The following is a 26,387-nucleotide window of genomic DNA, read 5'->3' as shown; positions in this document are numbered from 1 at the left end:
TTAATCAGACTACCGCACTTTACGGAAAATTCCGTAACGCCGCATCTTTTTGTGACGCCGACTACACTTTATTTTCATTGGGATAGTCACTCAGGAAGGGGCTTATGACTCAAAAAATGCAGCATTTCTCGCTTAAAGTGCTGACGATAAACATTCATAAAGGCTTCACAGCATTTAATCGCCGCTTCATTTTACCGGAGCTGCGCGACGCGGTTCGCACCGTCAGCGCGGACATTGTCTGCCTGCAGGAGGTGATGGGCGCGCACGAGGTGCATCCCATGCATTTCGAGAACTGGCCCGATACGCCGCACTATGAATTTCTGGCCGACACGATGTGGAGTGATTACGCCTACGGGCGCAACGCGGTCTATCCGGAAGGCCATCACGGGAACGCGGTGCTGTCACGTTTTCCTATCGAACATTATGAGAACCGGGACGTTTCCGTGGGTGAGAGCGAAAAGCGCGGGCTGCTTTACTGCCGCATCGCGCCACCGGCACTCACGGTGCCCATTCATGTCGGTTGCGTGCATCTTGGCCTGCGCGAAGCCCACCGTCAGGCGCAGCTACAGATGCTGGCTGACTGGACCAATGCGCTTCCCGACGGTGAACCCGTGGTCGTGGCCGGTGATTTTAACGACTGGCGCCAGCGCGCGAACCATCCTCTGAAGGTCAATGCAGGGCTGGAGGAGATTTTTACCCGGGCCCATGGTCGCCCGGCACGGACGTTCCCGGTGCGCTTTCCCCTGCTGCGCCTGGACCGTATCTACGTGAAAAATGCCCATGCCAGCAGCCCGACGGCGCTGGCCTTACTTAACTGGCGACATCTGTCCGACCATGCCCCGCTCAGCGCGGAGATCCACTTATGAAATGTTCCTGGCAGGAAGGCAACCGGATCTCGCTGCTGGTCAACGGCGACGAGTATTACCCGGCCGTCTTTAAGGCGATTGATAACGCTAAGCAGAGAGTGATCCTCGAAACCTTTATCTGGTTCGAGGACGACGTGGGCAAACAGTTACACAGCGTACTGCTGCGTGCCGCCCGGCGCGGCGTCAAAATTGAAGCGCTGCTGGACGGCTATGGCTCACCGGACCTCAGCGACGGGTTCGTGAATGAACTGACCGCTGCGGGCGTGGTGTTCCGCTACTACGATCCCGGCCCGCGCCTGTTTGGCATGCGTACCAACCTTTTCCGGCGGATGCACCGCAAAATTGTGGTGGTGGATGAGGCGGTGGCGTTTGTCGGCGGCATTAACTACTCCGCTGAACATATGTCCGACTACGGCCCGGAAGCAAAACAGGATTACGCCATTCGCATTGAGGGCCCGGTAGTACAGGACATCGTATTATTCGAACTGGAGAACCTGCCGGGGAAAGAGGCCGTTCGCCGCTGGTGGAAACGCCGCCATCGCCCGGAGGAGAACCGCAAGCCCGGCGAAGCGCAGGCCCTTTTCGTCTGGCGCGATAACGGCGAGCACCGGGACGATATTGAACGCCATTACCTGAAGATGCTCGCCAACGCGAAGCGCGAAGTGATCATTGCTAACGCCTACTTTTTCCCAGGCTATCGCCTGCTGCATGCCATGCGTAATGCGGCCCGGCGCGGCGTACGGGTGAAGCTGATTGTGCAGGGCGAGCCGGATATGCCGATAGTCAAAGTCGGCGCGCGGCTGCTGTATAACTATCTGGTCAAAGGCGGCGTTCAGATCTACGAATATCGCCGTCGGCCGCTACATGGCAAAGTCGCGCTGATGGACGATCACTGGGCCACCGTCGGCTCCAGCAACCTGGATCCGCTGAGCTTATCGCTGAATCTCGAAGCTAACCTGATCATCCACGATCGCCAGTTTAATCAGACCCTGCGGGATAATTTGCAGGCCCTGATTGTTAACGACTGCGTGCGCGTGGATGAGTCTATGGTGCCGAAACGCACCTGGTGGAACCTGGGCATCAGCGTAGTGGTGTTCCACTTCCTTCGCCATTTCCCGGCGATGGTCGGCTGGCTGCCAGCGCATACGCCGAAGCTGGCGCAGGTGGACCCGCCGGTACAACCCGAAATGGAAACCCAGGACCGCGTTGAAGCGGAAGATGGAGGCAAACCCTGATGTCGAAATCACATCCGCGCTGGCGGCTGGCGAAAAAAATTCTCACCTGGGTGTTCTTTATTGCGGTCGCCGTGCTGCTGGTAGTGTATGCCCAAAAAGTTGACTGGGAGGAGGTGTGGAAAGTTATCCGCAACTACAACCGGATGGTGCTGCTGGGCGCGACAGGGCTGGTGATCGTGAGCTACCTGATGTACGGCTGCTACGACCTGCTGGGCCGGGCATACTGCGGCCACAAGCTGGCTAAACGCCAGGTGATGCTGGTGTCGTTTATTTGCTACGCCTTCAACCTGACGCTGAGTACCTGGGTCGGGGGGATTGGCATGCGCTATCGCCTCTACTCGCGTCTCGGGCTGCCGGGCGGGACTATAACCCGCATTTTTTCCCTGAGCATCACCACTAACTGGCTGGGCTATATTCTGCTCGGCGGGGTGATTTTCACCATCGGCGTGGTCCAACTGCCCGCGCACTGGTACATCGATGAAGCCACGCTGCGTATTCTCGGCATCGTGCTGCTGCTGATTATCGCTTTTTATCTGTGGGCCTGCGCATTTGCTAAACGCCGTCATATGACCCTCAGAGGGCAGAAACTGGTATTGCCGTCGTGGAAGTTTGCCATGCTGCAGATGGCGGTATCCAGCGCTAACTGGATGGCGATGGGAGCAATTATCTGGCTGTTGATTGGCGAGGACGTGAATTACTTCTTCGTGCTGGGCGTGCTGCTGGTGAGTAGTATCGCCGGGGTTATTGTGCATATCCCGGCGGGGATTGGGGTGCTGGAGGCGGTGTTCATTGCGCTTCTGGCCGGAGAGCATGTTTCTCAGGGAGCGATTATTGCCGCCCTGCTCGCCTACCGCATGCTCTATTACTTCCTGCCGCTGGCGCTGGCCACGGTCTGTTATCTGGTGCTGGAGAGTCGGGCGAAGAAACTACGGGCGAAGAATGAGAGGATGTTAGCGAAGTGAATAAGTCGGGTGGCGGCTTCGCCTTACCCGACCTACGGTTCGCGTTTCGTAGGCCGGGTAAGGCGAAGCCGCCACCCGGCAAAACAACCTTAACGACGGTTGCCGAAAATACGCAGCAACATCAGGAACAGGTTGATGAAGTCCAGATAGAGCGTCAGCGCGCCCAGAATCGAGTATTTGCGCAGGTTTGAACTGTCGCGCACGTCGATCTGCTCGCCGATGTTTTTCAGCTTCTGGGTGTCATACGCCGTCAGCCCAACGAAGACCACCACACCGATGTAGGTCACGGCCCACATCAGCGCTTCACTCTTCAGCCACAGGTTCACCAGCGACGCCAGCACAATCCCGATCAGCCCCATAAACAGCATGCTGCCGAAACCGCTCAGGTCACGTTTGGTGGTGTAGCCGTAAAGGCTCATCGCGCCGAACATCCCGCCGGTTACCACAAACGTGCTGGCAATGGAGGAGTAGGTGTAGACGATGAAAATACTGGAAAGCGTCAGACCCGTTAGCGCCGAATAGAGCATAAACAGCGTGGTCGCCATCCCCGCACTGAGCTTTTGCACCAGCCCGGAGAGGACAAACACCAGAGCCAGCTGCGCGATAATCAGCCCAAAGAAGGTGATTTTGCTGGAGAAGATAAACATCATCAGTTCAGGCGTGTTCGCCGCATACCACGCGATAAACGCGGTAAGCAGCAGGCCAACTGTCATCCAGCCGTACACCTGAGCCATATACGTCTGCAGGCCGCTACGGGTCTGCTGTACTATTGAATCGGAACGGGGAAATCGGTCCATGATTCACTCCTGATTAAGATTAAGTAGACACACACGTTAAGATTAACACATCCACGTCAACCGACTACCAACGGCTGGCGGCTTGTTTATCGCTATCGCGGGATTCCACCCAGCGCTCCCCTTCCGGCGTCGCTTCCCGCTTCCAGAACGGCGCTTTAGTTTTGAGGTAATCCATCATGAACTCCCCTGCCGCAAACGCGCTGCCGCGGTGCGCGCTGGTCACGCCCACGAAGACAATCTCTTCGCCTGGCCACATCTCGCCGATGCGGTGGATCACCGTGACGCGCCCGAGCGGCCAGCGGCCTCGCGCTTCTTCCACAATGGCCGCCAGCGATTTCTCCGTCATGCCCGGGTAGTGCTCCAGCGTCAGCGCCTTTACGCTGTCACCGAGGTTGTGGTTACGCACCTTGCCGGTGAACGTCACGACCGCGCCGTCTTCGTCACGCTCGGCCAGCCAGTCATATTCTGTCCCCACGTTAAAACGCGCCGGGCTCACCAGAATTCTGGTCTCAGCCATCTTAACCCCCTGTGACCGGCGGAAAGAAGGCCACTTCATCCCCTGCGGTTAGCGGATGGCTGAACTCAACCAGCGTCTGGTTCACGGCGGCCAGCAGCTTACTTTCGTCCAGCGCCAGCGCCCAGCGTTCGCCCTGTGCGGCCAGATGCGCACGCAGGGCGGCGACGTTTTCAAAAGAGCCCTCCAGCGTCAGGCTGTCGGTATTCACCAGCTCCCGCACCTGGGCAAAAAAGAGCACCTTAATCATGGCTGTCCACCTTAAAATCACCGGATTTGCCGCCGCTTTTTGCCAGCAGGCGAACCGGGCCAATCACCATATCTTTCTGCACCGCTTTACACATGTCGTAGATGGTCAGCGCGGCAACGGAGGCTGCCGTCAGGGCTTCCATCTCAACGCCGGTCTTCCCGGTTAAGCGGCACAGGGACTCAATGCGCACCCGATTATGCTCCGGCTGCGCCTGCAGGTTCACTTCCACCTTGCTAAGCATCAGCGGATGGCAAAGGGGAATGAGGTCCCAGGTTCGCTTGGCGGCCTGAATACCGGCGATGCGGGCGGTGGCAAAGACGTCACCCTTGTGGTGGCTGCCGTCGATAATCATCGCCAGCGTTTCCGGCTGCATGGTAACGAACGCTTCCGCGCGCGCCTCGCGCACCGTTTCCGCTTTGGCGGAGACATCCACCATATGCGCTTCGCCGGCGGCGTTAATGTGGGTCAGTTGTGACATAGCTTATTTCTTTAAATGGGGATGGAAATTACACGGACGGGTACGGGCATCCAGCTGCGGGGCGATGATGTTTTCCCACGCGGTGCGGCAGGCTTTGGTCGAGCCCGGCATGGCGAAAATCAGGGTGTTGTTGGCCACCCCGGCGACGGCGCGCGACTGCAGCGTGGAGGTACCAATCTCCTCAAAGGAGAGCATGCGGAATACTTCGCCGAAGCCTTCCACTTCGCGGTCAAACAGCGGGATCAGCGCTTCAGGCGCCTGATCGCCTGCGGTAAAACCGGTGCCGCCGGTGATCAATACCACCTGCACTTCATCGCTGGCAATCCACTGCGAAACCTGCGCACGAATGGCGTAGCGGTTCTCTTTCACAATCGCTTTATCGACGATGTGATGCCCCGCATCATGGGCCGCCTCGCGCAGCCAGTGGCCGGACGTATCATCCTCTTCGCCACGGCGGTCGGAAACGGTAAGAATAGCAATGCGTGTCGGGATAAATTCTGCGCTTACCTGACTCATCTTCTGATTCCTTCTTAAGCCTGATCACCCGCCAATATAAGACAGGTTCTGAGTAATGCCGGTGTTGCCCTGATGCAGGAAGTGGGTCTGTTTTTTGTGCGTCAGCGCTTCAGAAATGCGCGCTTCAAGCGCGGCCTGTTGAGTATCGTCTTCCAGCAGATCGCGCAGATCTACGCCGCCGTCGCCGAAGAGGCAGAGATGGAGCTTGCCCACGGAGGAGACGCGCAGACGGTTACAGCTGGCGCAGAAGTCTTTCTCATAGGGCATGATAAGGCCAATCTCACCCTCGTAATCCGGGTGGCAGAAGACCTGCGCCGGGCCGTCGCTGCGCTGGCGGATCTGGTGGATCCAGCCGCGTTTGAGCAGCTCGTCGCGCAACACCATGCCGGAAATGTGATGGCGGCGGAACAGGTCACTGCCCTCACCGGTTTCCATCAGCTCGATAAAACGCAGCTGGATGGGGCGGGATTTTATCCACGCAAGGAAGGTATCGAGCTGATGATGGTTCACATCACGCATCAGCACCGTATTGACTTTGACTTTCTCGAACCCGGCCGCAAATGCCGCGTCGATGCCGTCCATCACCTGGCGGAACTTGTCCTGGCCGGTAATGGCGTGAAACTGGCGGGCATCGAGGCTGTCCACGCTGACGTTGATGGCGGTTAAGCCCGCGTCGCGCCAGGTCGCCACATCACGCGCCATCCGGTAACCGTTGGTGGTCACCGCAATCTGGCGGATATGTTCGTTTTCACGCACGGCGGCAATGATGTCGGGGAAATCACGGCGCAGAGAAGGTTCGCCTCCGGTCAGCCTGACCTTTTCGGTGCCAAGCCCGGAGAACGCGCGCGTAACGCGGCGCACCTCATCCACGGAGAGAAAGCCGTTATTGGTGACGCTGCCCGGTTTGTAACCGTCGGGCAGGCAGTAGGTGCAACGGAAGTTGCACACATCGGTAATCGACAGACGTAAGTAATAAAACTTACGCGCGAAAGCATCAGTCAGTTGTGAAGCCATGTACACCTTTCCAGATACGGGAGGCACAGTCATTTCTTTCTGTACCCTGGTGGCAGATCCGCCACGGCCAGAGCGCCATATCTTTCGACACAGGCACAAAGGCTAGAGTGTATGTTTTCAAATTCGAAAACGTGGTTATGGCGATAGTAGCGCGGAAATTCTCACTTCGCCATCATCGCCTTTCGCTATATAATTATGTATATAGCGACTCAATCGTGTATTTTCGCTACAGAATACCTAAAAACCCGCTTTTCGCATTGATATACGTCATTTTGCTTCGTATGAGGCATCGTCTTTTAGGGGTAGTTCAGGTAGTGTTACGCAGATCAAACGTGATAAGGAACGGGTATGCGCAATCGCACTTTTGCGGATCTTGACCGAGTGGTCGCTCTTGGCGGAGGCCACGGTCTGGGCCGGGTGATGTCCTCTTTGTCGTCACTGGGCTCAAGGCTGACAGGGATAGTGACAACCACCGATAATGGCGGCTCAACCGGGCGGATCAGACGTGCCGAAGGCGGCATCGCCTGGGGGGATATGCGCAACTGTCTCAACCAGCTGATTACCGAACCGAGCGTCGCATCAGCGATGTTTGAGTACCGTTTTGGCGGTAATGGGGAACTTTCCGGGCATAACCTTGGAAATTTAATGCTTAAGGCGCTGGATCACCTGAGCGTGCGCCCGCTTGAAGCCATCAACTTGATACGAAATCTGCTGAAAGTGGATGCGTTCCTGATCCCGATGTCTGAACAGCCGGTGGATTTAATGGCCATTGATGCTGACGATCACGAAGTGTACGGCGAAGTGAATATCGACCAGCTTCTGCTGCCGCCAAAAGAGCTGATGACCTACCCGAGCGTACCGGCGACGCGTGAAGCCGTCGAAGCGATTGGCGAAGCGGATTTAATCCTGATTGGCCCGGGCAGTTTTTATACCAGCCTGATGCCGATCCTGCTGGTCAAAGAGCTGGCGCAGGCGCTGCGTCGCACTCCTGCTCCGATGGTTTACATCGGTAATCTGGGGCGTGAGCTGAGCCCGGCGGCGGCAAGCCTGTCGCTGGCAGACAAACTGAGCCTGATGGAGCAGTATGTCGGCAAAAAAATTATCGACGGCGTGGTGGTTGGACCTAAGGTGGATGTCTCCGGTATCGGCGAGCGGGTGGTGATTCAGGAGCCGCTGGAGGCCAGCGATATTAAATACCGCCACGACCGCCATCTACTGCGCGAAGCGCTGGAGAAGGCGATTCAGGCGCTGGGTTAGGTTCGTTTTATGCGGCCTCTTGCCCTCACCCCGGCCCTCTCCCACAGGGAGAGGGAGAAAACACATCACCGACTCACGATGCCGCGATAAACAAATCCCGCAGCTGATGAAGCTGATCGCGGATCTGTGCCGCCTCTTCGAACTCCAGGTTCTGGGCGTGCTGCATCATCTGCGCCTCCAGCTCGTGGATCTTCTGCTGCAGCGCTTTCGGCGTCAGTACGACGGTATCTTCTTCCACCACGGAACGCGCCTTGCCGCGGCCTTTCGCTTTGGTCTTCGCAATGTTCTGACCGAGCGCCAGAATATCCACCACTTTCTTGTTCAGCCCCTGCGGCGTAATGCCGTGCTCTTCGTTATAGCGCTGCTGTTTCTCACGGCGGCGTTCCGTTTCGCCAATCGCTTTCGCCATCGACGGGGTAATTTTATCGCCGTAGAGAATCGCTTTGCCATTGACGTTACGCGCGGCGCGGCCAATGGTCTGGATCAGCGAGCGCTCGGAACGCAGGAAGCCCTCTTTATCCGCGTCCAGAATCGCCACCAGCGAGACTTCCGGCATATCCAGCCCCTCTCGCAACAGGTTGATCCCTACCAGCACGTCAAACTCACCCAGACGCAGATCGCGGATGATCTCCATACGCTCCACGGTATCGATATCCGAGTGCAGATAACGCACCTTCTCGCCGTGCTCTTCCAGATACTCCGTCAGATCTTCCGCCATACGCTTGGTGAGCGTGGTTACCAGCACACGCTCGTTGATGGCGGCACGCTTGCGGATCTCAGAGAGCAGATCGTCCACCTGGGTCGCCACCGGACGCACTTCGATAATCGGATCCAGCAGCCCGGTCGGACGAACCACCTGATCAATCACCTCATCGCCCGATTTCTCCAGCTCGTAGTTGCCCGGCGTGGCCGACACGTAAATAGTCTGTGGCGCCAGCGCCTCAAACTCTTCAAACTTCATCGGACGGTTATCCAGTGCCGACGGCAGACGGAACCCGTACTCCACCAGCGTCTCTTTACGCGCGCGGTCACCGCGGTACATCCCGCCAATCTGCGGAATGGTGACGTGGGATTCGTCTATCACCAGCAAGCCGTCGGCCGGGAGGTAGTCAAAAAGCGTCGGCGGCGGCTCACCCGGCCCACGACCTGAGAGGAAACGGGAGTAGTTTTCAATACCGGAGCAGTAGCCGAGCTCGTTCATCATCTCCAGATCGAACTGGGTTCGCTGGCTCAGGCGCTGCTCTTCCAGCAGCTTATTGTTCGCCAGAAGCACCTTACGGCGTTCAGCCAGCTCCACTTTGATCTCTTCCATCGCCTGCACGATACGCTCGCGCGGCGTCACGTAGTGCGTTTTAGGGTAGATGGTAAAACGCTGGATCACCGACTCAACGTGACCGGTTAGCGGGTCAAACAACGATAAACGTTCAACCTCTTCATCAAACAGCTCAACGCGCAGCGCCATATCGTCCGATTCCGCCGGGAAGATGTCGATCACCTCCCCGCGCACGCGGAACGTTCCGCGCTGAAATGCCTGGTCGTTACGGGTGTACTGCAACTCCGCCAGTCGGCGCAAAATCGCACGCTGATCGATGATCATCCCCTGCGTCAGGTGGAGCATCATCTTCAGATAGAGGTCTGGGTCGCCCAGGCCGTAAATCGCCGAAACCGACGCCACCACAACCACATCGCGACGCTCCAGAAGCGCCTTGGTCGCCGACAGTCGCATCTGCTCGATGTGTTCGTTCACTGAGGCATCTTTCTCGATGAAGGTGTCAGAGCTCGGCACATAGGCTTCCGGCTGGTAGTAATCGTAGTAGGAGACGAAATACTCAACGGCGTTCTCCGGGAAGAACTCTTTCATCTCGCCGTAAAGCTGTGCCGCGAGGGTTTTGTTGGGGGCAAGCACCATCGTAGGGCGCTGAAGATCCGCGATCACGTTAGCGATGGTGAACGTTTTACCGGAACCGGTTACCCCCAGCAGCGTCTGGTGCGCAAGCCCATCTTCCAGCCCCTCTTCCAGACGACGGATCGCCTCAGGCTGATCGCCAGATGGACGGAAAGCAGAATTCAGTTTGAACGGTTTACTCATGGGCGACGACCTGATGACGTTATAAGCGGCAGGTGAGTAATTTTACTCGTTGTTGCCAGGAATGCCAGTAAAAAACACTGGATGAAAAACCAGTAGCATGTCAGGATATTTAGCATAGCGGCTTAAGGATTAGCGCGTTAATGGATAAAATTTCGACTCTGACGAGATAAAAAACCAGTCAACGTGGGTTATCCCCAGAACTTTTTCTTTTTTAACATTTGTCAAGCCAGGTAATGAGAGTTTTATGGCAGCGCGTGACACTTTCATTACGGTAATTGCTTTTATCTAAGCAATTAAATTTTAAACGATATTTTCTAAAGCCGCGTTTCGCGTCAATTTGGGCGAAAGCCGCGTCTTCTCTCGCTTATCGCGTGTTTTCTAACTCTAATGCACATGGTTATCCACAGGAATAGTGGATAACTGCTTCCAGCCCGTGCAGAGTGCCGCTCGGCAAATTCCCGGATTTTCCCACGGGACGGCAACAAAAAATTTTTATCGCTATTTTTTGTCGATAAACAGTTGCGTCATTCATAACCACCTGATGGGATCTTGCTCACATTTCCGCCATTTTCCCCTGCACCACGACTCAACACCGCCAGCACCGTCGATGTGCAATTCCCGGTTTCCTTACCCCACTTAGTGGTGGAACATTCTTAAAAAAGCCGCTTTTTTAATCACTTCACGGTTTCTGGCAGGGGTTTTGCACAATCAAAAACCGAGCATCACCGACACATTTTTAAGGAGAGAAAGATGTTGAGTCTGCGTGCAGTGAATCAGTTTTACGGAAGCCAACATACGCTATGGAACGTGGATTTAGATTTTCCGCAAGGGATGTGTACCGGCGTTGTTGGCCTGCCAGGGATGGGAAAAACCACCCTAATGAATTGCATTGCCGGGAAAGTGCCCGTGGATAGCGGCACCATCATCTGGCATGAAGCGGGTGCGCCGCCGCGTGATTTACTCAGCCAGACGGCCGAACAACGTTCCGGACCGGGGATTGGCTATGTCCCGCAGGACAGGCGGATTTTTTCTCAGCTGACGATTGAGGAAAATTTGCACATTGCCATGCGGGCGATGGATAAATCCGACCCGGCAGCGAAAAGTGAAGTGTACGAGCTCTTTCCCGAACTTTACGCGCTGCGTCAGACGCGAGGCAACGCCCTTTCGCCAGAGGCGCAGTATCAGCTTGCTCTGGCAAATGCGCTGGTCAATCGCCCGCGTATGTTGATTCTGGATGAACCTATGCACGGTGCCGGCCAGGGCTTTGCCCATAAGCTTGCACAACTGCTGGTACGGCTAAACCGGGAGCTTGGGATGACGGTGCTGCTAGCAGAACAGCAACTGTCGTTTATCCGCCGGGTTGCGGATCGGTTTTGCATGCTCTATCGCGGACGTAACGTGGCACAGGGCCACGTTAACGAACTCAACGATGAGCTTATTGCCCACTGGATGTCGCTGGAAGCAAGACGCTGAGGTCAAGATACTGACCGGTTTCGGCCTGTTCGGCATCGTCTGCAAGCCAGGGGATCTCCCCCAGGAATGGTGCGGGGAGCACCCGTTTGAGGGTCGTCAGATACTCATGGTGTCGCTTGCCCGGCGTGACCACGTCGTTGGCTATCCAGCCCGCGAGACGCAGCCCTGCCTGCTGAACGGCCTGCGCCGTCAACATGGCGTGGTTAATACAGCCGAGCTTGACGCCGACAACGAGTATGACCGGGAGTTGCTCGGCCTGCACCCAGTCAGCAAACGTCTGGTCCTGAGAGAGCGGCGTAAACCACCCGCCTGCACCTTCCACCAGCACCCAGTCGGCCTGGCTTTCCAGGGTTCGTAACCCGGCAGAGAGCACGGCAAAATCAATCGGACGGCCTTCATCGGCGCTGATAATGTGCGGCGAGGTCGGCTCGGCAAAGGTATACGGGTTCACCGCTGAATAGGCGAGTTCGAGCGTACTGTTACGCTGAAGCGCCAGCGCGTCGGTGTTATGTAACCCCTCCGCCGTCATCTCGCTGCCGGAAGCCACAGGCTTATACCCGGCGGTGTTTTTCCAAAGCTTTCGCGCCGCCTGCAAAAGGGCAGCGCTGGCAACCGTCTTGCCCACTTCCGTATCCGTCCCGGTGACAAAATAACGTTCAGTCACGTTCAATAATCCCATGAAAAAGTTGATAAGAGAGCGGGAACTGGCCCCGCTGCTGCGGCCAGGCCAGCTCAAGGCGCTGCAGCTGGCCCCGGGTCAGCGGTTTTTTCTCGCGCCCGGCATGCAGATGCGTGGCGCCAATGCCCTTCAGCGAGCGCATCGCGCTTAAAGCATCGGTAAAATCGAGAGTGATGGTCTGCACCGTACTGCGATAGCGCCAGCCTGCCAGGGCCTGCGTAACCTGCTCATATGACAAAAAGCGGTTGGCGTGCGGCTGTTCATCCACCGCCAGCCAGGCCTGATTGAGCTCAGGTAACGAGCTTTCCAGTAGCGTGGTAAACGCCACCTTGCCGCCCGGGCAGGCGACGCGATAAAGCTCGCTCAACGCCTGCGGCAGGCTGCTGCACCACTGCACTGCCAGATGGCTCCAGACCAGATCGAATTGCGCGTCCGCCAGCGGAATCGCCTCGATATCCGCCACCAGATAACGATGCGCAGCCTGCTGCTGGCGCGCCTCATCCAGCATAGCGGGAGACAGGTCGATGGCCGTCACGTGACTTCCCGCCTCGCGCCAGAGTCGGCTATTCCCGCCGGGGCCGCACCCGGCGTCTAGCACCTGGTTAAAGCGCCTCTCGCCGAGCAACGTCATCAGCCCCTGTGCGCTCTGGCGCTGCAGTTCATCGTGCTGTGAATAGCTGCGCGCGGCCCGGCCGAACGCCGCCGCAATGGCCTGCTTATTGACTGGCAACATGCAGCGCCTCCAGCAGTGCAGCAATATCCTCGGTCTCGTGCGCCGCCGTCAGCGTGAGCCGCAGACGCGCCGTGCCCGGCGGTACGGTGGGTGGACGAATAGCCGTGACCCACATCTCCCGATCGCGCAGCGTTTGTGCCAGGGAGAGCGCCTGCGCGTTTTCCCCTACGATCACCGGCTGGATGGCACTTTGTGAATCAGTACTGCGGAAAGGAAGCGCCGCCAGTCCCTGACGGAAGCGGCAGATATGCTCTGCCAGCCGCTGGCGACGTTCCTCCCCTTCTGCGCTACGAATGACGGCCAGGGACGCAGACAACGCCACGGCCTGCGCCGGTGGCATGCTGGTGCTGTAGATCAGGTGCCGGGCAAACTGCAGCAGATAGTCTGCAACGGACTCGCTGCACAGTACGGCGGCGCCACTCACGCCAAAACCTTTGCCGAAAGTGACTATCAGCAGCTCCGGTCTGACGCCTTGCTGGTGAACACTTCCCCGCCCTTCATCACCCGTCACGCCTATACCGTGGGCATCGTCGACCAGCAGCCAGGCATGTTGCTGTCTGGCAGCCTCGTGCAGTACGGCAAGCGGTGCGCTGTCGCCGTCCATGCTGAATACCCCTTCCGTGACCACCAGTTGTTGCCCCTCGCACGGTTTATCCAGCAGCGCAGCGAGTTGCCCCGCATCGTTATGGGCAAAGCGGCGCAGCTGAGCCGGACTCAAACTTGCCGCTTCCAGCAGCGAGGCATGGCTTAAGCGGTCGGCGACAATGCGGTCGTCCTTCCCCATCAGGGCGGTAATCACCGCCTGATTGGCGGCAAAACCCGAGATAAACAACAGCGCGCGCGGGTAGCCCAGCCAGTCGGCAAGCGCCTCCTCCAGCGCCTGATGTGCCGGGGTGTAGCCGCTAACGTGCCCCGATCCACCGCTGCCCACGCCAAACCGCTCTGCCCCCTGCTGCCAGGCGCGAACAATAGCCGGATGCTGGCTAAGACCGAGATAATCGTTACTGGAGAAGTTACGGTAACGCCGACTGTCGCGGGTCAGAAAACGGCCTGCGCCGTTTTCGACCACCTTGCGTACGCGAAACGCATCAGTCGCCCGACGCTCGTCGAGCGCCGACTGGATACGTGCCTGCCAGGTCATACTGCTGCCGCGTTGTAGAACTGGTCGGTGTCGGCATTGAAAATCTGCTGCTCCAGCTGCTGCTGTTGCTCGTTATCGCCCGTCAGCACCTCGGTCTGATGCGGGTTCAGCCCCAGCTTGCGGAACAGCTGAACATCTTTGTCTTCCTCCGGGTTCGGCGTGGTCAGCAGCTTGCAGCCGTAGAAGATGGAGTTGGCCCCGGCCATAAAGCACATTGCCTGGGTCTGCTCGTTCATCTGCTCACGGCCCGCAGAAAGGCGTACATAAGAGGTCGGCATCATGATGCGCGCCACCGCGATAGTGCGAATAAAATCAAACGCATCCACGTCCTCGTTATCCGCCAGCGGCGTGCCTTTGACCTTCACCAGCATGTTAATCGGGACGCTTTCCGGCGGCGTTGGCAGGTTCGCCAGCTGCAGCAGCAGACCCGCACGATCTTTCACCGTTTCACCTAAGCCCACAATACCGCCGGAACAGACTTTGATCCCCGCGTCACGCACTTTGTCCAGCGTATCCAGACGCTCCTGATAGGTGCGCGTGGTGATGATGTTGCCGTAAAACTCCGGCGAGGTATCGAGGTTATGGTTGTAGTAATCCAGTCCTGCCGCCGAGAGGCGCTGCGCCTGTTCTTCGTTCAGCGTTCCGAGCGTCATACAGGCTTCGAGGCCCATCTCCTTCACCCCTTTCACCATCTGCTCCAGATACGGCATATCGCGATCGTGCGGGTTCTTCCACGCCGCCCCCATGCAGAAGCGGGTCGAACCGGCGTTTTTCGCCTTACGCGCGGAATCGAGCACCTGCTCTACTTCCATCAGGCGTTCGGATTCAAGACCGGTTTTATAGCGTGCGCTCTGTGGGCAATATTTGCAGTCTTCAGGACAGGCGCCGGTCTTGATCGACAGCAGCGTGCTGACCTGAACATGGCGCGGATCGAAGTGCTGACGATGCACCTGTTGGGCTTCAAACATCAGCTCAAGGAAAGGTTTATTGAATAATTCAGTAACTTGCGACATCGTCCAGCGTGCGTGGTGAGCCATCGGGCTTCTCCAAAGGGTTTTGTTAATTTTCGGTTCGGTTTATACTCGTAAACCTAAAACTTTTCAAAATGGTTTACAAGTCGATTATGACCCAGGACGATCTCGCCTTCGACAAGCAGCATATCTGGCACCCTTACACCTCCACCACCCGCCCTCTTCCCGTCTATCCGGTGGCCTCGGCCCGCGGCTGCGAGCTGCACCTTGCCAGCGGTGAACAGCTCGTCGACGGGATGTCCTCCTGGTGGGCGGCCATTCACGGGTATAACCACCCGCGCCTTAATACGGCGATGAAGGCCCAGATTGACCAGATGTCGCACGTCATGTTTGGCGGGATCACTCATCAACCTGCGGTGGATTTGTGCCGTCGCCTGGTGGCAATGACCCCTGAATCGCTGGAGTGTGTCTTCCTGGCCGATTCCGGCTCCGTGGCGGTGGAAGTGGCGATGAAAATGGCGCTGCAGTACTGGCACGCCAGAGGCGAAACGCGCCAGCGCTTCCTCACGTTCCGCAACGGCTATCATGGTGATACCTTCGGGGCGATGTCGGTCTGCGACCCGGATAACTCTATGCACAGCCTGTGGAAAGGGTATCTGCCGGAAAACCTGTTCGCGCCTGCCCCGCAAAGCCGCTTCGACGGCGAGTGGAACGAGATGGACATGGTTGGCTTCGCGCGACTCATGGCGGCACATCGTCATGATATCGCCGCCGTGATCCTGGAGCCGATTGTGCAGGGCGCAGGCGGAATGCGGATGTATCATCCGGAATGGCTGAAGCGTATTCGCAAGATGTGCGACCGCGAGGGCATTCTGCTGATTGCCGATGAAATCGCCACCGGCTTTGGCCGCACCGGGAAGCTGTTTGCCTGCGAGCATGCGGGTATCGCCCCGGATATTTTATGCCTGGGCAAAGCGCTGACTGGCGGCACCATGACGCTCTCGGCCACCCTCACGACCCGTCATGTTGCCGACACCATCAGCGACGGCGACGCGGGCTGCTTTATGCACGGTCCGACGTTTATGGGCAACCCACTGGCCTGCGCCGTCGCAAGTGAAAGCCTCGCCATACTGGAGAGCGGGGAGTGGCAGACGCAGGTCGCGGCGATTGAAGCGCAGCTGAAAGACGAGCTGAGCGCCGCCTCGGGAGCCCATTTTGTGGCGGACGTGCGCGTGCTGGGCGCCATCGGGGTAATTGAAACCACGCATCCGGTGAATATGGCGGCGCTGCAGCGCTTCTTCGTTGAGCAGGGCGTCTGGGTGCGGCCTTTCGGCAAGCTTATCTACCTGATGCCGCCGTATATCATCACTGCTGAGCAGCTGCGTAAGCTCACCGCCGCGGTAGTCGACGCGGTCAACATACCCGCGCATTTCACGATTTAGCCCTATGCGTTACACTTCGAGAACGAGTGATTAACGAGGGTAAACCGTATGAAAATCATCAGCAAAGATCTGCGCGACGGCGAAAAGCTGCCGGAACGCCACGTTTTCAACGGCATGGGGTATCAGGGCGATAATATCTCCCCGCACCTGGCGTGGGATGAGGTTCCGGCTGGCACGAAAAGCTTTGTCGTGACCTGTTACGACCCGGCTGCACCAACCGGCTCCGGTTGGTGGCACTGGATCGTAGCAAACCTGCCTGCCGACACGCGCGTGCTGCCGCAGGGTTCCGGCTCCGGCCTGGTCGCCCTGCCGGAAGGCGCTATTCAGACGCGCACTGACTTTGGTAAAGCGGGCTACGGCGGCGCGGCGCCACCAAAAGGGGAAACCCACCGCTATATCTTCACGGTGCATGCGCTGGATGTGGACAAGATTGAGGTCGATGAAGGCGCGAGTGGCGCGATGGTAGGCTTTAACGTGCATTTCCATTCGCTTGGTAGCGCGTCGATTACGGCGATGTATTCGTAAAAAAAGCCGGGTGGCGGCTACGCCTTACCCGGCCTACATTTTGCACTCGTAGGCCCGGTAAGCGCAGCGCCACCGGGCACGAATCACAGCACGGAAGGTAGCAGCCCTACCAGCCGTCCCTCTTCCAGAAGCTGTATCGCTTTATCAATGTCCGGCGCAAAGAAGCGGTCGTCATCGTAATGCGATACGTGCTCACGCAGCGCCTGACGCGCCTGCTCCAGCAGCGGGCTGGATTTCAGCCCTTCACGCAAATCAATACCCTGACTTGCCGCCAGCCATTCCACCGCCAGCACGCCGCGGGTGTTGGCGGCCATCTCCCAGAGACGACGTCCGGCAGCCGGGGCCATCGAGACGTGGTCCTCCTGGTTCGCCGAGGTTGGCAGGCTGTCGACGCTGTGCGGGTGCGACAGCGCTTTGTTTTCACTCGCCAGCGCGGCAGCCGTCACCTGGGCAATCATAAAGCCCGAGTTGACCCCGCCGTTACGCACCAGGAACGGTGGCAGCTGCGACATATGTTTATCCATCATCAGTGCGATACGGCGTTCTGACAACGCGCCAATTTCGGCAATGGCCAGGGCGATATTATCCGCCGCCATCGCCACCGGCTCGGCGTGGAAGTTACCGCCGGAGACCACCTCGTTTTCCTGGGCGAAGACCAGCGGGTTATCGGATACCGCGTTGGCCTCTATCAGCAGTACCTCTGCGGCCTGGCGCAGCTGCGTCAGGCACGCGCCCATCACCTGCGGCTGGCAGCGCAGAGAGTACGGATCCTGCACTTTTTCACAGTTGTGGTGTGAATCCGCAATTTCGCTGGTGTCGGTGAGCACGTGGCGATACATGGCGGCGGCGTCAATTTGGCCGCGCTGGCCGCGCACCTCGTGGATGCGGGCGTCGAACGGACGACGCGAACCCAGCACGGCTTCGGTGGTGAGCGCGCCGCACACCACCGCCGAGGCAAACAGATCCTCCGCTTCAAACAGGCCGCGCAGCGCGAAGGCAGTCGACGCCTGCGTGCCGTTCAGCAGCGCCAGCCCCTCCTTCGCCGCCAGGGTGATCGGGGCTAAACCGGCTTTGTTCAGCGCCTCTTTGGCAGGAAGCCATTCGCCCTGCCAGCGTGCCTGCCCTTCCCCCAACAGAAGCAGCGACATATGCGCCAGCGGCGCAAGATCGCCGGAGGCGCCGACGGAACCTTTCGCCGGGATCCACGGATAGACGTCGGCATTAACCAGCGCCATCAGCGCCTGGATCACGCTCAGGCGAATGCCGGAGAAACCGCGCGCCAGGCTGTTGATTTTAAGCACCATCATCAGACGGACAATCTCGTCATCGAGCGGCTGGCCGACCCCCGCCGCGTGAGACAGCACCAGTGAACGCTGTAAGTTTTCCAGATCGTGCGTTGCAATGCGCGTTTGTGCCAGCAGACCAAACCCGGTGTTGATCCCGTAAGCCGTGCGCCCTTCGGCAACAATGGCCTCCACGCAGGCAACGCTGTCGTTAATGGCGGCGTGGGCACTTTCATCAAGCGAGAGCGTAACCGGCTGACGCCAGACGTTTCGCAGCTGTTTAAGCGTCAGGGAACCGGGCGTAAGTGTTAAGGCGTTCATTCATGATTTCCTTGTGTGGCAGGGATCATCGGCAGGTTTAGCCCCTGCTCTTTGGCACAGTCAATAGCAATCTCGTAACCCGCGTCCGCGTGACGCATCACGCCGGTGGCCGGGTCGTTGTGCAGCACGCGAGCGATACGCGCGGCGGCTTCATCGGTACCGTCACAAACGATAACCATCCCCGAGTGCTGGGAGAAGCCCATTCCCACGCCACCGCCGTGGTGCAGCGAGACCCAGGTCGCGCCGCTGGCGGTATTAAGCAGGGCATTCAGCAGCGGCCAGTCTGAAACGGCATCCGAGCCGTCGCGCATGGCTTCCGTTTCACGGTTAGGGCTGGCAACGGAGCCGGAATCAAGGTGGTCGCGACCAATGACAATCGGTGCGGAGACTTCGCCGCTGCGCACCATTTCATTGAAGGCCAGACCCAGTTTTTGCCGCCACTCCAGACCGACCCAGCAGATACGCGCCGGCAGGCCCTGGAAGTTAATGCGCTCGCGCGCCATGTCCAGCCAGTGGTGGAGATGTTCGTCATCCGCGACGATCTCTTTCACTTTGGCATCGGTTTTGTAGATATCCTCCGGGTCACCGGACAGGGCAACCCAGCGGAACGGCCCAATGCCGCGACAGAACAGCGGGCGAATATAGGCAGGCACGAAGCCCGGGAAGTCGAAGGCGTTCGTCACGCCCATCTCTTTCGCCATCTGGCGGATGTTATTGCCGTAATCGAAGGTCGGAATGCCCATCTTGCTGAAGGCCAGCATCGCGGAGACGTGTTCAGCCATCGAACGTTTCGCGGCAAGTACCGTGCCTTCCGGGTCGGTTTCCGCTTTTTGCTGATATTCTTCCCACGTCCAGCCGTTTGGCAGGTAACCGTGCAGCGGGTCATGGGCGCTGGTCTGGTCGGTGACGAGATCCGGGCGAACGCCGCGGGCGACAAGTTCAGGCAGAATCTCTGCCGCGTTGCCGCACAGGGCGATCGACACCGCTTTGCCTTCCGAGGTGTATTTTTTGATGCGCGCCAGCGCATCGTCGAGGTTATCAGCCTGCTCGTCGACGTAGCGGGTACGCAGACGGAAATCAATGCGGCTCTGCTGGCACTCAATGTTAAGCGAGCAGGCGCCAGCAAGCGTGGCAGCCAGTGGCTGCGCGCCGCCCATACCGCCGAGACCGGCAGTCAATACCCAGCGGCCTTTCAGCGAGCCGTTATAGTGCTGGCGGCCGGCTTCCACGAAGGTTTCGTAAGTGCCTTGCACAATCCCCTGGCTGCCAATGTAGATCCAGCTCCCGGCGGTCATCTGACCATACATCGCCAGCCCTTTGGCATCCAGCTCGTTGAAGTGTTCCCACGTCGCCCAGTGCGGCACCAGGTTAGAGTTGGCGATCAGCACGCGTGGCGCATTTTTATGGGTTTTGAATACGCCGACCGGCTTGCCGGACTGCACCAGCAGGGTTTCGTCGTGTTCGAGATGAGTCAGGGATTTTACAATTGCGTCATAGCATTCCCAGTTACGCGCGGCGCGGCCTATACCGCCGTAGACCACCAACTCGTGGGGGTTCTCCGCCACCTCAGGGTCGAGGTTATTCATCAACATGCGCAGCGGGGCTTCGGTGAGCCAGCTTTTGGCAGTAAGCGTGGTGCCGCGCGCGGCGCGGACATCCTGCTGGCGGTATTTACCTGACGACATTGTGTGCTCCTCATAAAGGACAGATGATGCATTTAGATATACTTGTATAGACAAGCACACACAAGGTCAGATTTAACAAAAAAGATACAATTTTGTTATATTGCGTTAGCGATCACGCTTATAAAACTTATGACATAAAGTGGCCCTGCAGCCGGTAACGGTTACCCGGGAAAAGCAGCCTGGCATGGGAGACAATCTGCGATGATGACCAGGTTCGACGACGGATCAGCAGGCACGGATCGTGCTCTTTAATGCGCAACCGTTCACACTCCTGCGGCGTGGCGCGCACAGCCTCCACAATGTGTTCCCCTTCCGTCAGCGGTGCGACCAGCGAGAGGTACGCATGCGGCGTGGTTTGGGTGTAATCCTGGCTCAGATACTCCGGTATCCGCTCTGCGTTAACGCAGCGATCTTCAATCTGTACCGGAATGTCGTTCTCAAAATGCACCATCACGGAGTGGAAGATGCGGCTCCCTTCTTTAACATTCAGCTCGGCGGCCTGCTCGGCGCTCGCCTCGGTCTCTTCGAGCACCAGCACCTCGCAGCGGTGCTGATGATTTCGCGAGTGTATCTCATCGGCAATACTGCGGATTTCAAACAGCGCCGACTGACCTTTGGGTTCCGCCACGAAAGTGCCGACCCCCTGCAGGCGCACCAGAAGACCTTCATCGGTCAGTTCGCGCAGCGCCCGGTTGATGGTCATCCGGCTAAATCCAAATTGCGCCACCAGTTCGGCCTCGGACGGAATACGATCGTGAGGGCGCCAGACACCGGTAGCAATTTTTTCGCTGATAGCCTGCTTCACCTTTTCGTAGAAAGGCGCAGGAGGGCTCGACTGCGCCAGGGGCGAGCGTGAAAACATCATGACTCCTTAACTCGGGTTATGCCCACCAGTGAGCAATTTGCCAGGCCAGACGAGCGGCAAGCTTCGCGCCCTGTCCGTCCCTGTCGTACTGCGGGTTAAACTCTACCAGATCGGCGGCCTGCAGCTTACCGCTGCGACAGATTTGTTCGATAACCGGCAGAAGATCCAGCGCCGGTACCCCTAACGCCGCAGGGGCGGATACGGCAGGCATTTCGCTCGCCGGCAGAACGTCGAGGTCAATAGTCAGATAGACCCGATCGGCCTGCGCCAGCACCTTTTCCAGCGCAGATAACGCATCGCGTCTGAAATGCCAGTCTTCCACCAGCGTGACGTTCAGGCGTTCCGCTTCATCCCAGAGTGCCTGCGTGTTGGCTGCCCGGCTGACGCCAAAGCAGGCGTAGCGAAACGCCCGACCGTGGTCCTCGCAGTAATGGGCCAGTTGACGAAACGGGGTACCGGATGTTGCACGCTCGGCCTTGCGCAGATCGAGATGGGCATCAAGATTAATCACTGTCACGCGCTCGTTCGGGAAGGCATCGAGAATGCCCCGACCATGCGCCCAGGCGGTCTCGTGCCCGCCGCCAAAGATCAGCGTGCGCATCCCGGACTGCTGGCAGGCCGTCACCGCATCGCTTAAAACCCGCTGTGCCGCTTCAAGTTCATCACCTTCGACATACACGGATCCCATATCCGCAAGCCGTTCGTGTCCCTGATGGCTGGCCATATTCGCCAGCGCGTTGCGCAGGATATCAGGGGCCTGCGCGGCGCCAGGCCTGCCCTGATTGCGTTTAACCCCTGCATCGCATTCAAACCCGATCAGCGCGATGCCAGAGGAAAGCGGCGTAAACTGCGCCTGCTGCTGTATCGTCTGAAAGATACGCTTTGCATTGCTGGCCTCGGCGCTGTCGTCACGCCCCTGCCAGACCGTTTCGGCTACGGGCCGCCATAACCTCATACTGCCTCCCCACGGAAAATACGCTGATACAACGGATTGCGACCCGGTTCATAGACCATCTCAACCGGATGGTCAGCATCCCAGACGATAAAATCGGCCACATACCCCGCCTGCAATTGCCCGTGGGTTGCGCCGCGACCCAGCGCCTGCGCGGCGTGTCGCGTGACGCCAGCCCAGGCCTCTTCAGGGGTCAGGCCAAACTGGACGCAGGCCATATTCATCGCCAGGTGCAGGCTCGCAAACGGGCTGGTGCCGGGGTTATAGTCGGTGGCCACCGCCATCGGCACTCCCTGTTTTCTGAGCTGTTCAACCGGCGGACGCTGGCGCTCCTGAAGGAAATAGAACGCGCCGGGGAGCAATACCGCCACCGTACCGCTCTGCACCATCGCCTGAATGCCAGCGTCGTCGAGATATTCGATATGATCCGCTGACAGCCCTTTATACTGGCTGACCAGCGCCGCACCGCCCTGATTAGACAGCTGCTCAACATGCCCTTTCACCGGAATACCCAGCGCGGTGGCGGCCTGGAAAAGGCGCTCGGTTTGCGACGGGGTAAAGCCGACGTTTTCACAAAACACATCTACCGCTTCAAATAACGCTTTTTGCCACAGCGTGGGCATGACCTGCTCGCAGACCAGCGTGAGATACGCATCCGGATCCTGTCGGTATTCCGCAGGGACGGCATGTGCCGCCAGAAGCGTCGGGCTAATCTCGACCAGATTACTCAGACTAAGCTGGCGAGCAACCAGCAACATTTTCTCTTCGGCATCCGCGTTAAGTCCGTATCCCGATTTAATTTCTATGGTCGTCACGCCTTCATTCATGAGACGCTCTAGCCGCTGCTGCGCCAGCTTCAACAGGTTTTCCGGCGAACTGTTGCGTGTCGCCGTCACGGTGGCGTTAATCCCGCCGCCCTGCGCGCTGATGGTTTGATAAGAGACACCGTTCAGGCGCTGCTCCCACTCTGCCGCGCGGTCGCCGCCAAACACCAGATGGGTATGGCAATCAATCAGCCCCGGCGTCACCAGACGCCCCTGTAGATCGATGCAGTGACGGTGTCCGGAAGGAATGTCAGATTCAGGGATCACGGCCAGGATGGTTTGACCGCGCACGACCAGGGCGTGTTGCGCTTTCAGACCATAGGGTGCGGAGGCATCGGGAACCATCGTTGCCAGTCGCGCATTTCGCCATATTACATCGTCAGGATGAAGCTGCATGGGCATTCCACTTGTCATAGGTTGTATAGACATTTATTTTCATCCGCCGTCTGCTGTCAACCGTTCTGGTAGAAAATGTTATTTATTTGTGATGACTTTCCCGCCTCCCGCGGGTAAAAAATGCAACTTTTACCCTTTTTATCTTCCCGTTTCGCTCAACTTAGTATAAAAAAGCAGGCTATTTCGTCTATCCCGTTTAAGACTTGCATACCCAGGAGCTCCACCTTGAACATTTCCAGGATTTCCCGTCTGGCGTTAGCGCTCGCCTTTGGCGTGACCTTATCCGCATGCAGTTCAACACCACCGGATCAGCTGCCTTCTGAGCAGGTAGCACCGGGCACCGCGTCCCGCCCGATTTTGTCCGCTGATGAAGCGAAGAACTTCGACCGTGCCCACTACTTCTCAGCGATGGATCCTAACGCTGCGCCGTGGACACCGTCTTCTATTAACCTGCCGAAACAGCCTGACTTCGTGGTTGGCCCGGCTGGCGCCCAGGGCGTAACGCATACGTCCATTCAGGCAGCGGTTGACGCGGCTATTACCAAACACAGCGCCTCTCGCCAGTACATCGCGATCCTGCCGGGTGAATACGAAGGCACCGTGTATGTTCCGGCCGCACCAGGCAGCATCACCCTTTACGGTCTGGGCGAAAAAGCAATCGACGTGAAAATTGGCCTGGCGATTGATTCCGAAATCGACAGTACCACCTGGCGTCGCCTGGTGAACCCGGCCGGTAAATATATGCCAGGTAAACCGGCGTGGTACATGTTTGATAACTGCCAGAGCAAGCGTTCCGCTACCGTTGGCCTGATGTGCTCGGCGGTATTCTGGTCCCAAAATAATGGTCTGCAGCTGCAAAACCTGACCATTCAGAATACCCTCGGCGACAGCGTCGATGCCGGTACTCACCAGGCCGTCGCGCTGCGTAGTGATGGCGATAAGGTGCAGATTAACAACGTCAACATTCTGGGCCGTCAGAATACCTTCTTTGTGACCAACAGCGATGTTAAGAACACGCTGCAGAACAACCGCCTGACCCGTACGCTGGTGACCAACAGCTACATTGAAGGTGACGTGGATCTGGTGTCCGGTCGCGGCGCGGTGGTATTTGAAAACACCGATTTCCGCGTGGTGAACTCGCGCACTCAGCAGGAAGGTTACGTGTTTGCGCCAGCAACACAGTCTAACCTGTTCTACGGCTTCCTGGCCGTTAACAGCCGCTTTAACGCTGCCGGTGACGGCGTGGCACAGCTGGGTCGCTCCCTGGATGTGGACTCTGCCACTAACGGTCAGGTCGTGATCCGCGACAGCGTGATCAACGAAGGCTTTAACATGGCGAAGCCGTGGGCTGATGCCGCGATCTCCAAACGTCCGTTCTCCGGCAATACCGGTGCGGTGGATGATAAAGGGAACGTGCAGCGCAATCTGAACGACGCGAACTTCAACCGCATGTGGGAATACAACAACCGCGGTCTGGGTAGCAAGGTGGTTGCAGAGCCGAAGCAGTAAGATGAGAGTAAAAGGGGGATTTTAATCCCCCTTTTTACTGCGACTGAATGCGTCAGGCACCAAACTTAAGATACGCATCCAATAGTTGCATAATCGCAACCATGAGTTGCAGGAACAGAATTGCCCATTCCACACCGCTCATACGCCACTCCTTTGGTATAGAGCACTTCTCCTCTGCCTTACCTTTCCGCTGCCTGTCACCAGAGGTGTGTTGGCTATGTTTTGATGTGCTCCGCAGTTTAGGCACTGTCGGCACCACCCGACAGCCAGGACTTAAAAAGGATCCTGAATTGCGGAACTGCAACACATCAAACCAACGAACAGAATGATATCAAACCATTACTGTACATAAAAACAGTTATGAAGAGTTTAGGAATCCATAAAGAAAAACCAAATATCTCATTGATTATATTAATTATTTTTGCGAATCACCGCTTGAGAACGTCTTTTCTTCATTGGTGATGATTTTACATCGTCTTAAGTCAACATTATGATAATCAGGTTGGTTACGTTTTGATGTGCTCTACCCGGCTACCACCGGGCATAAAAAAACCTCGCATTCGCGAGGTTTTTTGTTTCAGGCCACTTAGTGAGCGTTGACCAGGACCCACATCGGTCCCTGGCCTACGGCGTAGCGTCCTTTTTCTTCCAGCAGACCCTGTACGCCTTTGATTTCATACAGCGCGATATGGTGGGATTTCTGCCCTGCCGCAATCAGGTATTTACCGCTGTGATCGATATTAAAGCCACGCGGCTGAGTTTCCGTTGGCTGGAAACCTTCAATGGCCAGCACGCTGCCATCTTCGGAGACGCTAAAGACGGTAATCAGGCTGGAGGTACGGTCGCAGGCATACAGATGACGGCCGTCAGGCGTAATGTGGATATCCGCCGCCCAGCGGGTGTCAGAGAAGTCAGATGGCATCATATCCAGCGTCTGCACGCATTCGATCTGACCGTTTGGATCTTTCAGCTCCCACACGTCTACCGAACTGTTCAGTTCGTTTACCACATAGGCATACTGCTGGTTCGGGTGGAAGACCATATGGCGTGGGCCTGCGCCCTCAACGGTAGTCACTTCAGCCGGGTTTTGCGCCACCAGGTGACCATCGTCGCTCAGGGTAAACAGGCAGATGCGATCCTGCTTCAGTGCAGGCACCCACAGCGTGCGGTTGTCCGGAGAGATATTCGCCGAGTGACACCCTTCCAGTCCTTCCACCACGTCGACTGTGTCGACCGGAATGCCGTCGTCAAGGCGGGTCACGCTGACGCAGCCCGCATTGTAAGAGCCGCTAAAGATGAAACGCCCTTTACGATCGGTCGAGATGTGGGTCGGGCTGCCCGGCAGCGGCGCTTCGGCAGTGTAGGTCAGCGCACCGTCGTCCGGCGAGATGCGGTAGGCCAGCACCCGGAACTCAGGACGTACGCCAACATAGAGAAAACGTTTATCCGGGCTGACGACCATTGGCTGTACTTGCCCCGGAACATCAACAACCTGAACCAGCGTGAGCGAACCTTCTGCATTCAAACGCCAGACGTGGATCTGCTGACTTTCAGGACTGGCGGTATAAACGGTTTGTTTCATGAATACTCCTTTCCTCACTGCGCGTGAA

General features: G+C 57.7%; 26 protein-coding genes and 1 riboswitch. Of the genes, 8 read left to right on the top strand and 18 right to left on the bottom strand.

What is annotated here, in order from left to right; translation table 11 throughout:
- The first annotated feature begins 104 nt into the window (after positions 1-104).
- The 3 genes from ABFI50_RS15870 to ABFI50_RS15860 are packed head-to-tail and all read left to right on the top strand — an operon-like array spanning position 105 to position 3,063.
- Positions 105-866, top strand: coding sequence for an endonuclease/exonuclease/phosphatase family protein (locus tag ABFI50_RS15870; protein WP_023332454.1), 762 nt, complete (start codon positions 105-107; stop codon positions 864-866).
- Positions 863-2,101: a cardiolipin synthase ClsB gene (gene clsB / locus ABFI50_RS15865; protein ID WP_023332453.1), complete on the top strand. Its 1,239-nt coding sequence runs from the start codon at positions 863-865 to the stop codon at positions 2,099-2,101. The genes ABFI50_RS15870 and clsB overlap by 4 nt, the downstream gene beginning before the upstream one ends.
- Positions 2,101-3,063 carry a YbhN family protein gene (locus ABFI50_RS15860; protein WP_014883085.1) on the top strand — a complete coding sequence of 321 codons (963 nt, stop codon included), beginning with the start codon at positions 2,101-2,103 and terminating at the stop codon, positions 3,061-3,063. The genes clsB and ABFI50_RS15860 overlap by 1 nt, the downstream gene beginning before the upstream one ends.
- 89 nt (positions 3,064-3,152) lie before the next feature.
- Here the strand turns inward: ABFI50_RS15860 and ABFI50_RS15855 are convergent, their stop codons facing one another.
- The 6 genes from ABFI50_RS15855 to moaA all read right to left on the bottom strand — a co-directional run bounded on the left by ABFI50_RS15855 (position 3,153) and on the right by moaA (position 6,632).
- Positions 3,153-3,860: a Bax inhibitor-1/YccA family protein gene (locus tag ABFI50_RS15855; protein WP_014883084.1), complete on the bottom strand. Its 708-nt coding sequence runs from the start codon at positions 3,858-3,860 to the stop codon at positions 3,153-3,155.
- A 64-nt stretch (positions 3,861-3,924) separates the two neighbouring features.
- Positions 3,925-4,377: a molybdopterin synthase catalytic subunit MoaE gene (gene moaE / locus ABFI50_RS15850; protein ID WP_014883083.1), complete on the bottom strand. Its 453-nt coding sequence runs from the start codon at positions 4,375-4,377 to the stop codon at positions 3,925-3,927.
- Between the two features lies 1 nt (position 4,378).
- Positions 4,379-4,624, bottom strand: coding sequence for a molybdopterin synthase sulfur carrier subunit (gene moaD / locus ABFI50_RS15845; RefSeq protein ID WP_014883082.1), 246 nt, complete (start codon positions 4,622-4,624; stop codon positions 4,379-4,381).
- Positions 4,617-5,102 carry a cyclic pyranopterin monophosphate synthase MoaC gene (gene moaC / locus ABFI50_RS15840; RefSeq protein WP_014883081.1) on the bottom strand — a complete coding sequence of 162 codons (486 nt, stop codon included), beginning with the start codon at positions 5,100-5,102 and terminating at the stop codon, positions 4,617-4,619. The genes moaD and moaC overlap by 8 nt, the downstream gene beginning before the upstream one ends.
- Positions 5,103-5,105: 3 nt before the next feature.
- A complete protein-coding gene (gene moaB / locus ABFI50_RS15835; RefSeq protein WP_023292963.1) occupies positions 5,106-5,618 on the bottom strand; it encodes a molybdenum cofactor biosynthesis protein B in 513 nt (170 codons plus the stop codon).
- Between the two features lie 24 nt (positions 5,619-5,642).
- On the bottom strand, positions 5,643-6,632 hold the full coding sequence (gene moaA / locus ABFI50_RS15830) for a GTP 3',8-cyclase MoaA (RefSeq protein ID WP_180253471.1): 990 nt from the start codon (positions 6,630-6,632) through the stop codon (positions 5,643-5,645).
- A riboswitch (molybdenum cofactor riboswitch) is annotated at positions 6,620-6,754 on the bottom strand. It overlaps the preceding gene by 13 nt.
- A gap of 226 nt (positions 6,755-6,980) precedes the next feature.
- On the opposite strand from moaA, the gene yvcK reads away from it, so the two are divergent.
- Entirely contained in the window at positions 6,981-7,889 is a 909-nt protein-coding gene (yvcK, locus tag ABFI50_RS15825) for a uridine diphosphate-N-acetylglucosamine-binding protein YvcK (protein WP_014883078.1), read from the top strand.
- 73 nt (positions 7,890-7,962) lie between these two features.
- Here the strand turns inward: yvcK and uvrB are convergent, their stop codons facing one another.
- The gene (gene uvrB, locus ABFI50_RS15820; protein WP_014883077.1) at positions 7,963-9,978 is read right to left on the bottom strand and encodes an excinuclease ABC subunit UvrB; all 2,016 of its coding nucleotides are present in this window, start codon (positions 9,976-9,978) and stop codon (positions 7,963-7,965) included.
- Positions 9,979-10,728: 750 nt separating this feature from the next.
- On the opposite strand from uvrB, the gene ABFI50_RS15815 reads away from it, so the two are divergent.
- Positions 10,729-11,451 carry an ATP-binding cassette domain-containing protein gene (locus tag ABFI50_RS15815; RefSeq protein WP_023332449.1) on the top strand — a complete coding sequence of 241 codons (723 nt, stop codon included), beginning with the start codon at positions 10,729-10,731 and terminating at the stop codon, positions 11,449-11,451.
- Here ABFI50_RS15815 and bioD read toward each other — a convergent pair.
- Genes bioD through bioB form a run of 4 tightly spaced genes read right to left on the bottom strand, consistent with a single transcriptional unit; the run spans position 11,414 to position 15,041 of the window.
- Complete coding sequence (gene bioD / locus ABFI50_RS15810) at positions 11,414-12,115, bottom strand: dethiobiotin synthase (RefSeq protein WP_200557808.1); 702 nt, start codon at positions 12,113-12,115, stop codon at positions 11,414-11,416. The genes ABFI50_RS15815 and bioD overlap by 38 nt on opposite strands.
- Positions 12,108-12,863, bottom strand: a complete 756-nt coding sequence (gene bioC / locus ABFI50_RS15805) for a malonyl-ACP O-methyltransferase BioC (protein WP_200557809.1) — start codon at positions 12,861-12,863, stop codon at positions 12,108-12,110. The genes bioD and bioC overlap by 8 nt, the downstream gene beginning before the upstream one ends.
- Positions 12,847-14,004, bottom strand: coding sequence for an 8-amino-7-oxononanoate synthase (bioF, locus tag ABFI50_RS15800; RefSeq protein ID WP_014883073.1), 1,158 nt, complete (start codon positions 14,002-14,004; stop codon positions 12,847-12,849). The genes bioC and bioF overlap by 17 nt, the downstream gene beginning before the upstream one ends.
- Positions 14,001-15,041: a biotin synthase BioB gene (bioB, locus tag ABFI50_RS15795; RefSeq protein WP_008501133.1), complete on the bottom strand. Its 1,041-nt coding sequence runs from the start codon at positions 15,039-15,041 to the stop codon at positions 14,001-14,003. Before bioB ends, bioF begins: the two co-directional genes overlap by 4 nt.
- Before the next feature lie 68 nt (positions 15,042-15,109).
- Here bioB and bioA point away from each other — a divergent pair, with 68 nt between their 5' ends.
- Both bioA and ABFI50_RS15785 read left to right on the top strand, forming a co-directional pair.
- Positions 15,110-16,417: an adenosylmethionine--8-amino-7-oxononanoate transaminase gene (bioA, locus tag ABFI50_RS15790; protein WP_200557810.1), complete on the top strand. Its 1,308-nt coding sequence runs from the start codon at positions 15,110-15,112 to the stop codon at positions 16,415-16,417.
- Between the two features lie 48 nt (positions 16,418-16,465).
- Positions 16,466-16,942 (top strand): kinase inhibitor, encoded by a 477-nt coding sequence (locus tag ABFI50_RS15785; RefSeq protein WP_347484476.1) that lies wholly within the window; start codon positions 16,466-16,468, stop codon positions 16,940-16,942.
- Between the two features lie 83 nt (positions 16,943-17,025).
- On the opposite strand, the gene hutH is transcribed toward ABFI50_RS15785, so the two are convergent.
- The 5 genes from hutH to hutI all read right to left on the bottom strand — a co-directional run bounded on the left by hutH (position 17,026) and on the right by hutI (position 23,268).
- Positions 17,026-18,546 carry a histidine ammonia-lyase gene (gene hutH, locus ABFI50_RS15780; RefSeq protein ID WP_088126995.1) on the bottom strand — a complete coding sequence of 507 codons (1,521 nt, stop codon included), beginning with the start codon at positions 18,544-18,546 and terminating at the stop codon, positions 17,026-17,028.
- A complete protein-coding gene (gene hutU / locus ABFI50_RS15775; protein WP_014883069.1) occupies positions 18,543-20,231 on the bottom strand; it encodes a urocanate hydratase in 1,689 nt (562 codons plus the stop codon). The genes hutH and hutU overlap by 4 nt, the downstream gene beginning before the upstream one ends.
- Before the next feature lie 127 nt (positions 20,232-20,358).
- Complete coding sequence (locus tag ABFI50_RS15770) at positions 20,359-21,093, bottom strand: histidine utilization repressor (RefSeq protein WP_014883068.1); 735 nt, start codon at positions 21,091-21,093, stop codon at positions 20,359-20,361.
- A 19-nt stretch (positions 21,094-21,112) separates the two neighbouring features.
- Positions 21,113-22,051 (bottom strand): formimidoylglutamase, encoded by a 939-nt coding sequence (hutG, locus tag ABFI50_RS15765; protein ID WP_347484473.1) that lies wholly within the window; start codon positions 22,049-22,051, stop codon positions 21,113-21,115.
- Positions 22,048-23,268 carry an imidazolonepropionase gene (gene hutI / locus ABFI50_RS15760; protein WP_347484471.1) on the bottom strand — a complete coding sequence of 407 codons (1,221 nt, stop codon included), beginning with the start codon at positions 23,266-23,268 and terminating at the stop codon, positions 22,048-22,050. The genes hutG and hutI overlap by 4 nt, the downstream gene beginning before the upstream one ends.
- Before the next feature lie 225 nt (positions 23,269-23,493).
- Here hutI and ABFI50_RS15755 point away from each other — a divergent pair, with 225 nt between their 5' ends.
- Positions 23,494-24,777: a putative acyl-CoA thioester hydrolase gene (locus ABFI50_RS15755; protein ID WP_014883065.1), complete on the top strand. Its 1,284-nt coding sequence runs from the start codon at positions 23,494-23,496 to the stop codon at positions 24,775-24,777.
- 52 nt (positions 24,778-24,829) lie between these two features.
- Here the strand turns inward: ABFI50_RS15755 and tisB are convergent, their stop codons facing one another.
- On the bottom strand, positions 24,830-24,919 hold the full coding sequence (tisB, locus tag ABFI50_RS15750; RefSeq protein ID WP_023332440.1) for a type I toxin-antitoxin system toxin TisB: 90 nt from the start codon (positions 24,917-24,919) through the stop codon (positions 24,830-24,832).
- Positions 24,920-25,363: 444 nt separating this feature from the next.
- Entirely contained in the window at positions 25,364-26,359 is a 996-nt protein-coding gene (gene pgl, locus ABFI50_RS15745; protein WP_023338174.1) for a 6-phosphogluconolactonase, read from the bottom strand.
- Positions 26,360-26,387: the final 28 nt, after the last annotated feature.

Source organism: Enterobacter sp. HNDS-6, assembly GCF_039850505.1.
In the GTDB taxonomy this organism is placed as follows: Bacteria; Pseudomonadota; Gammaproteobacteria; order Enterobacterales; family Enterobacteriaceae; genus Enterobacter; species Enterobacter kobei.
This window is presented reverse-complemented; position numbering and strand designations above follow the sequence as displayed.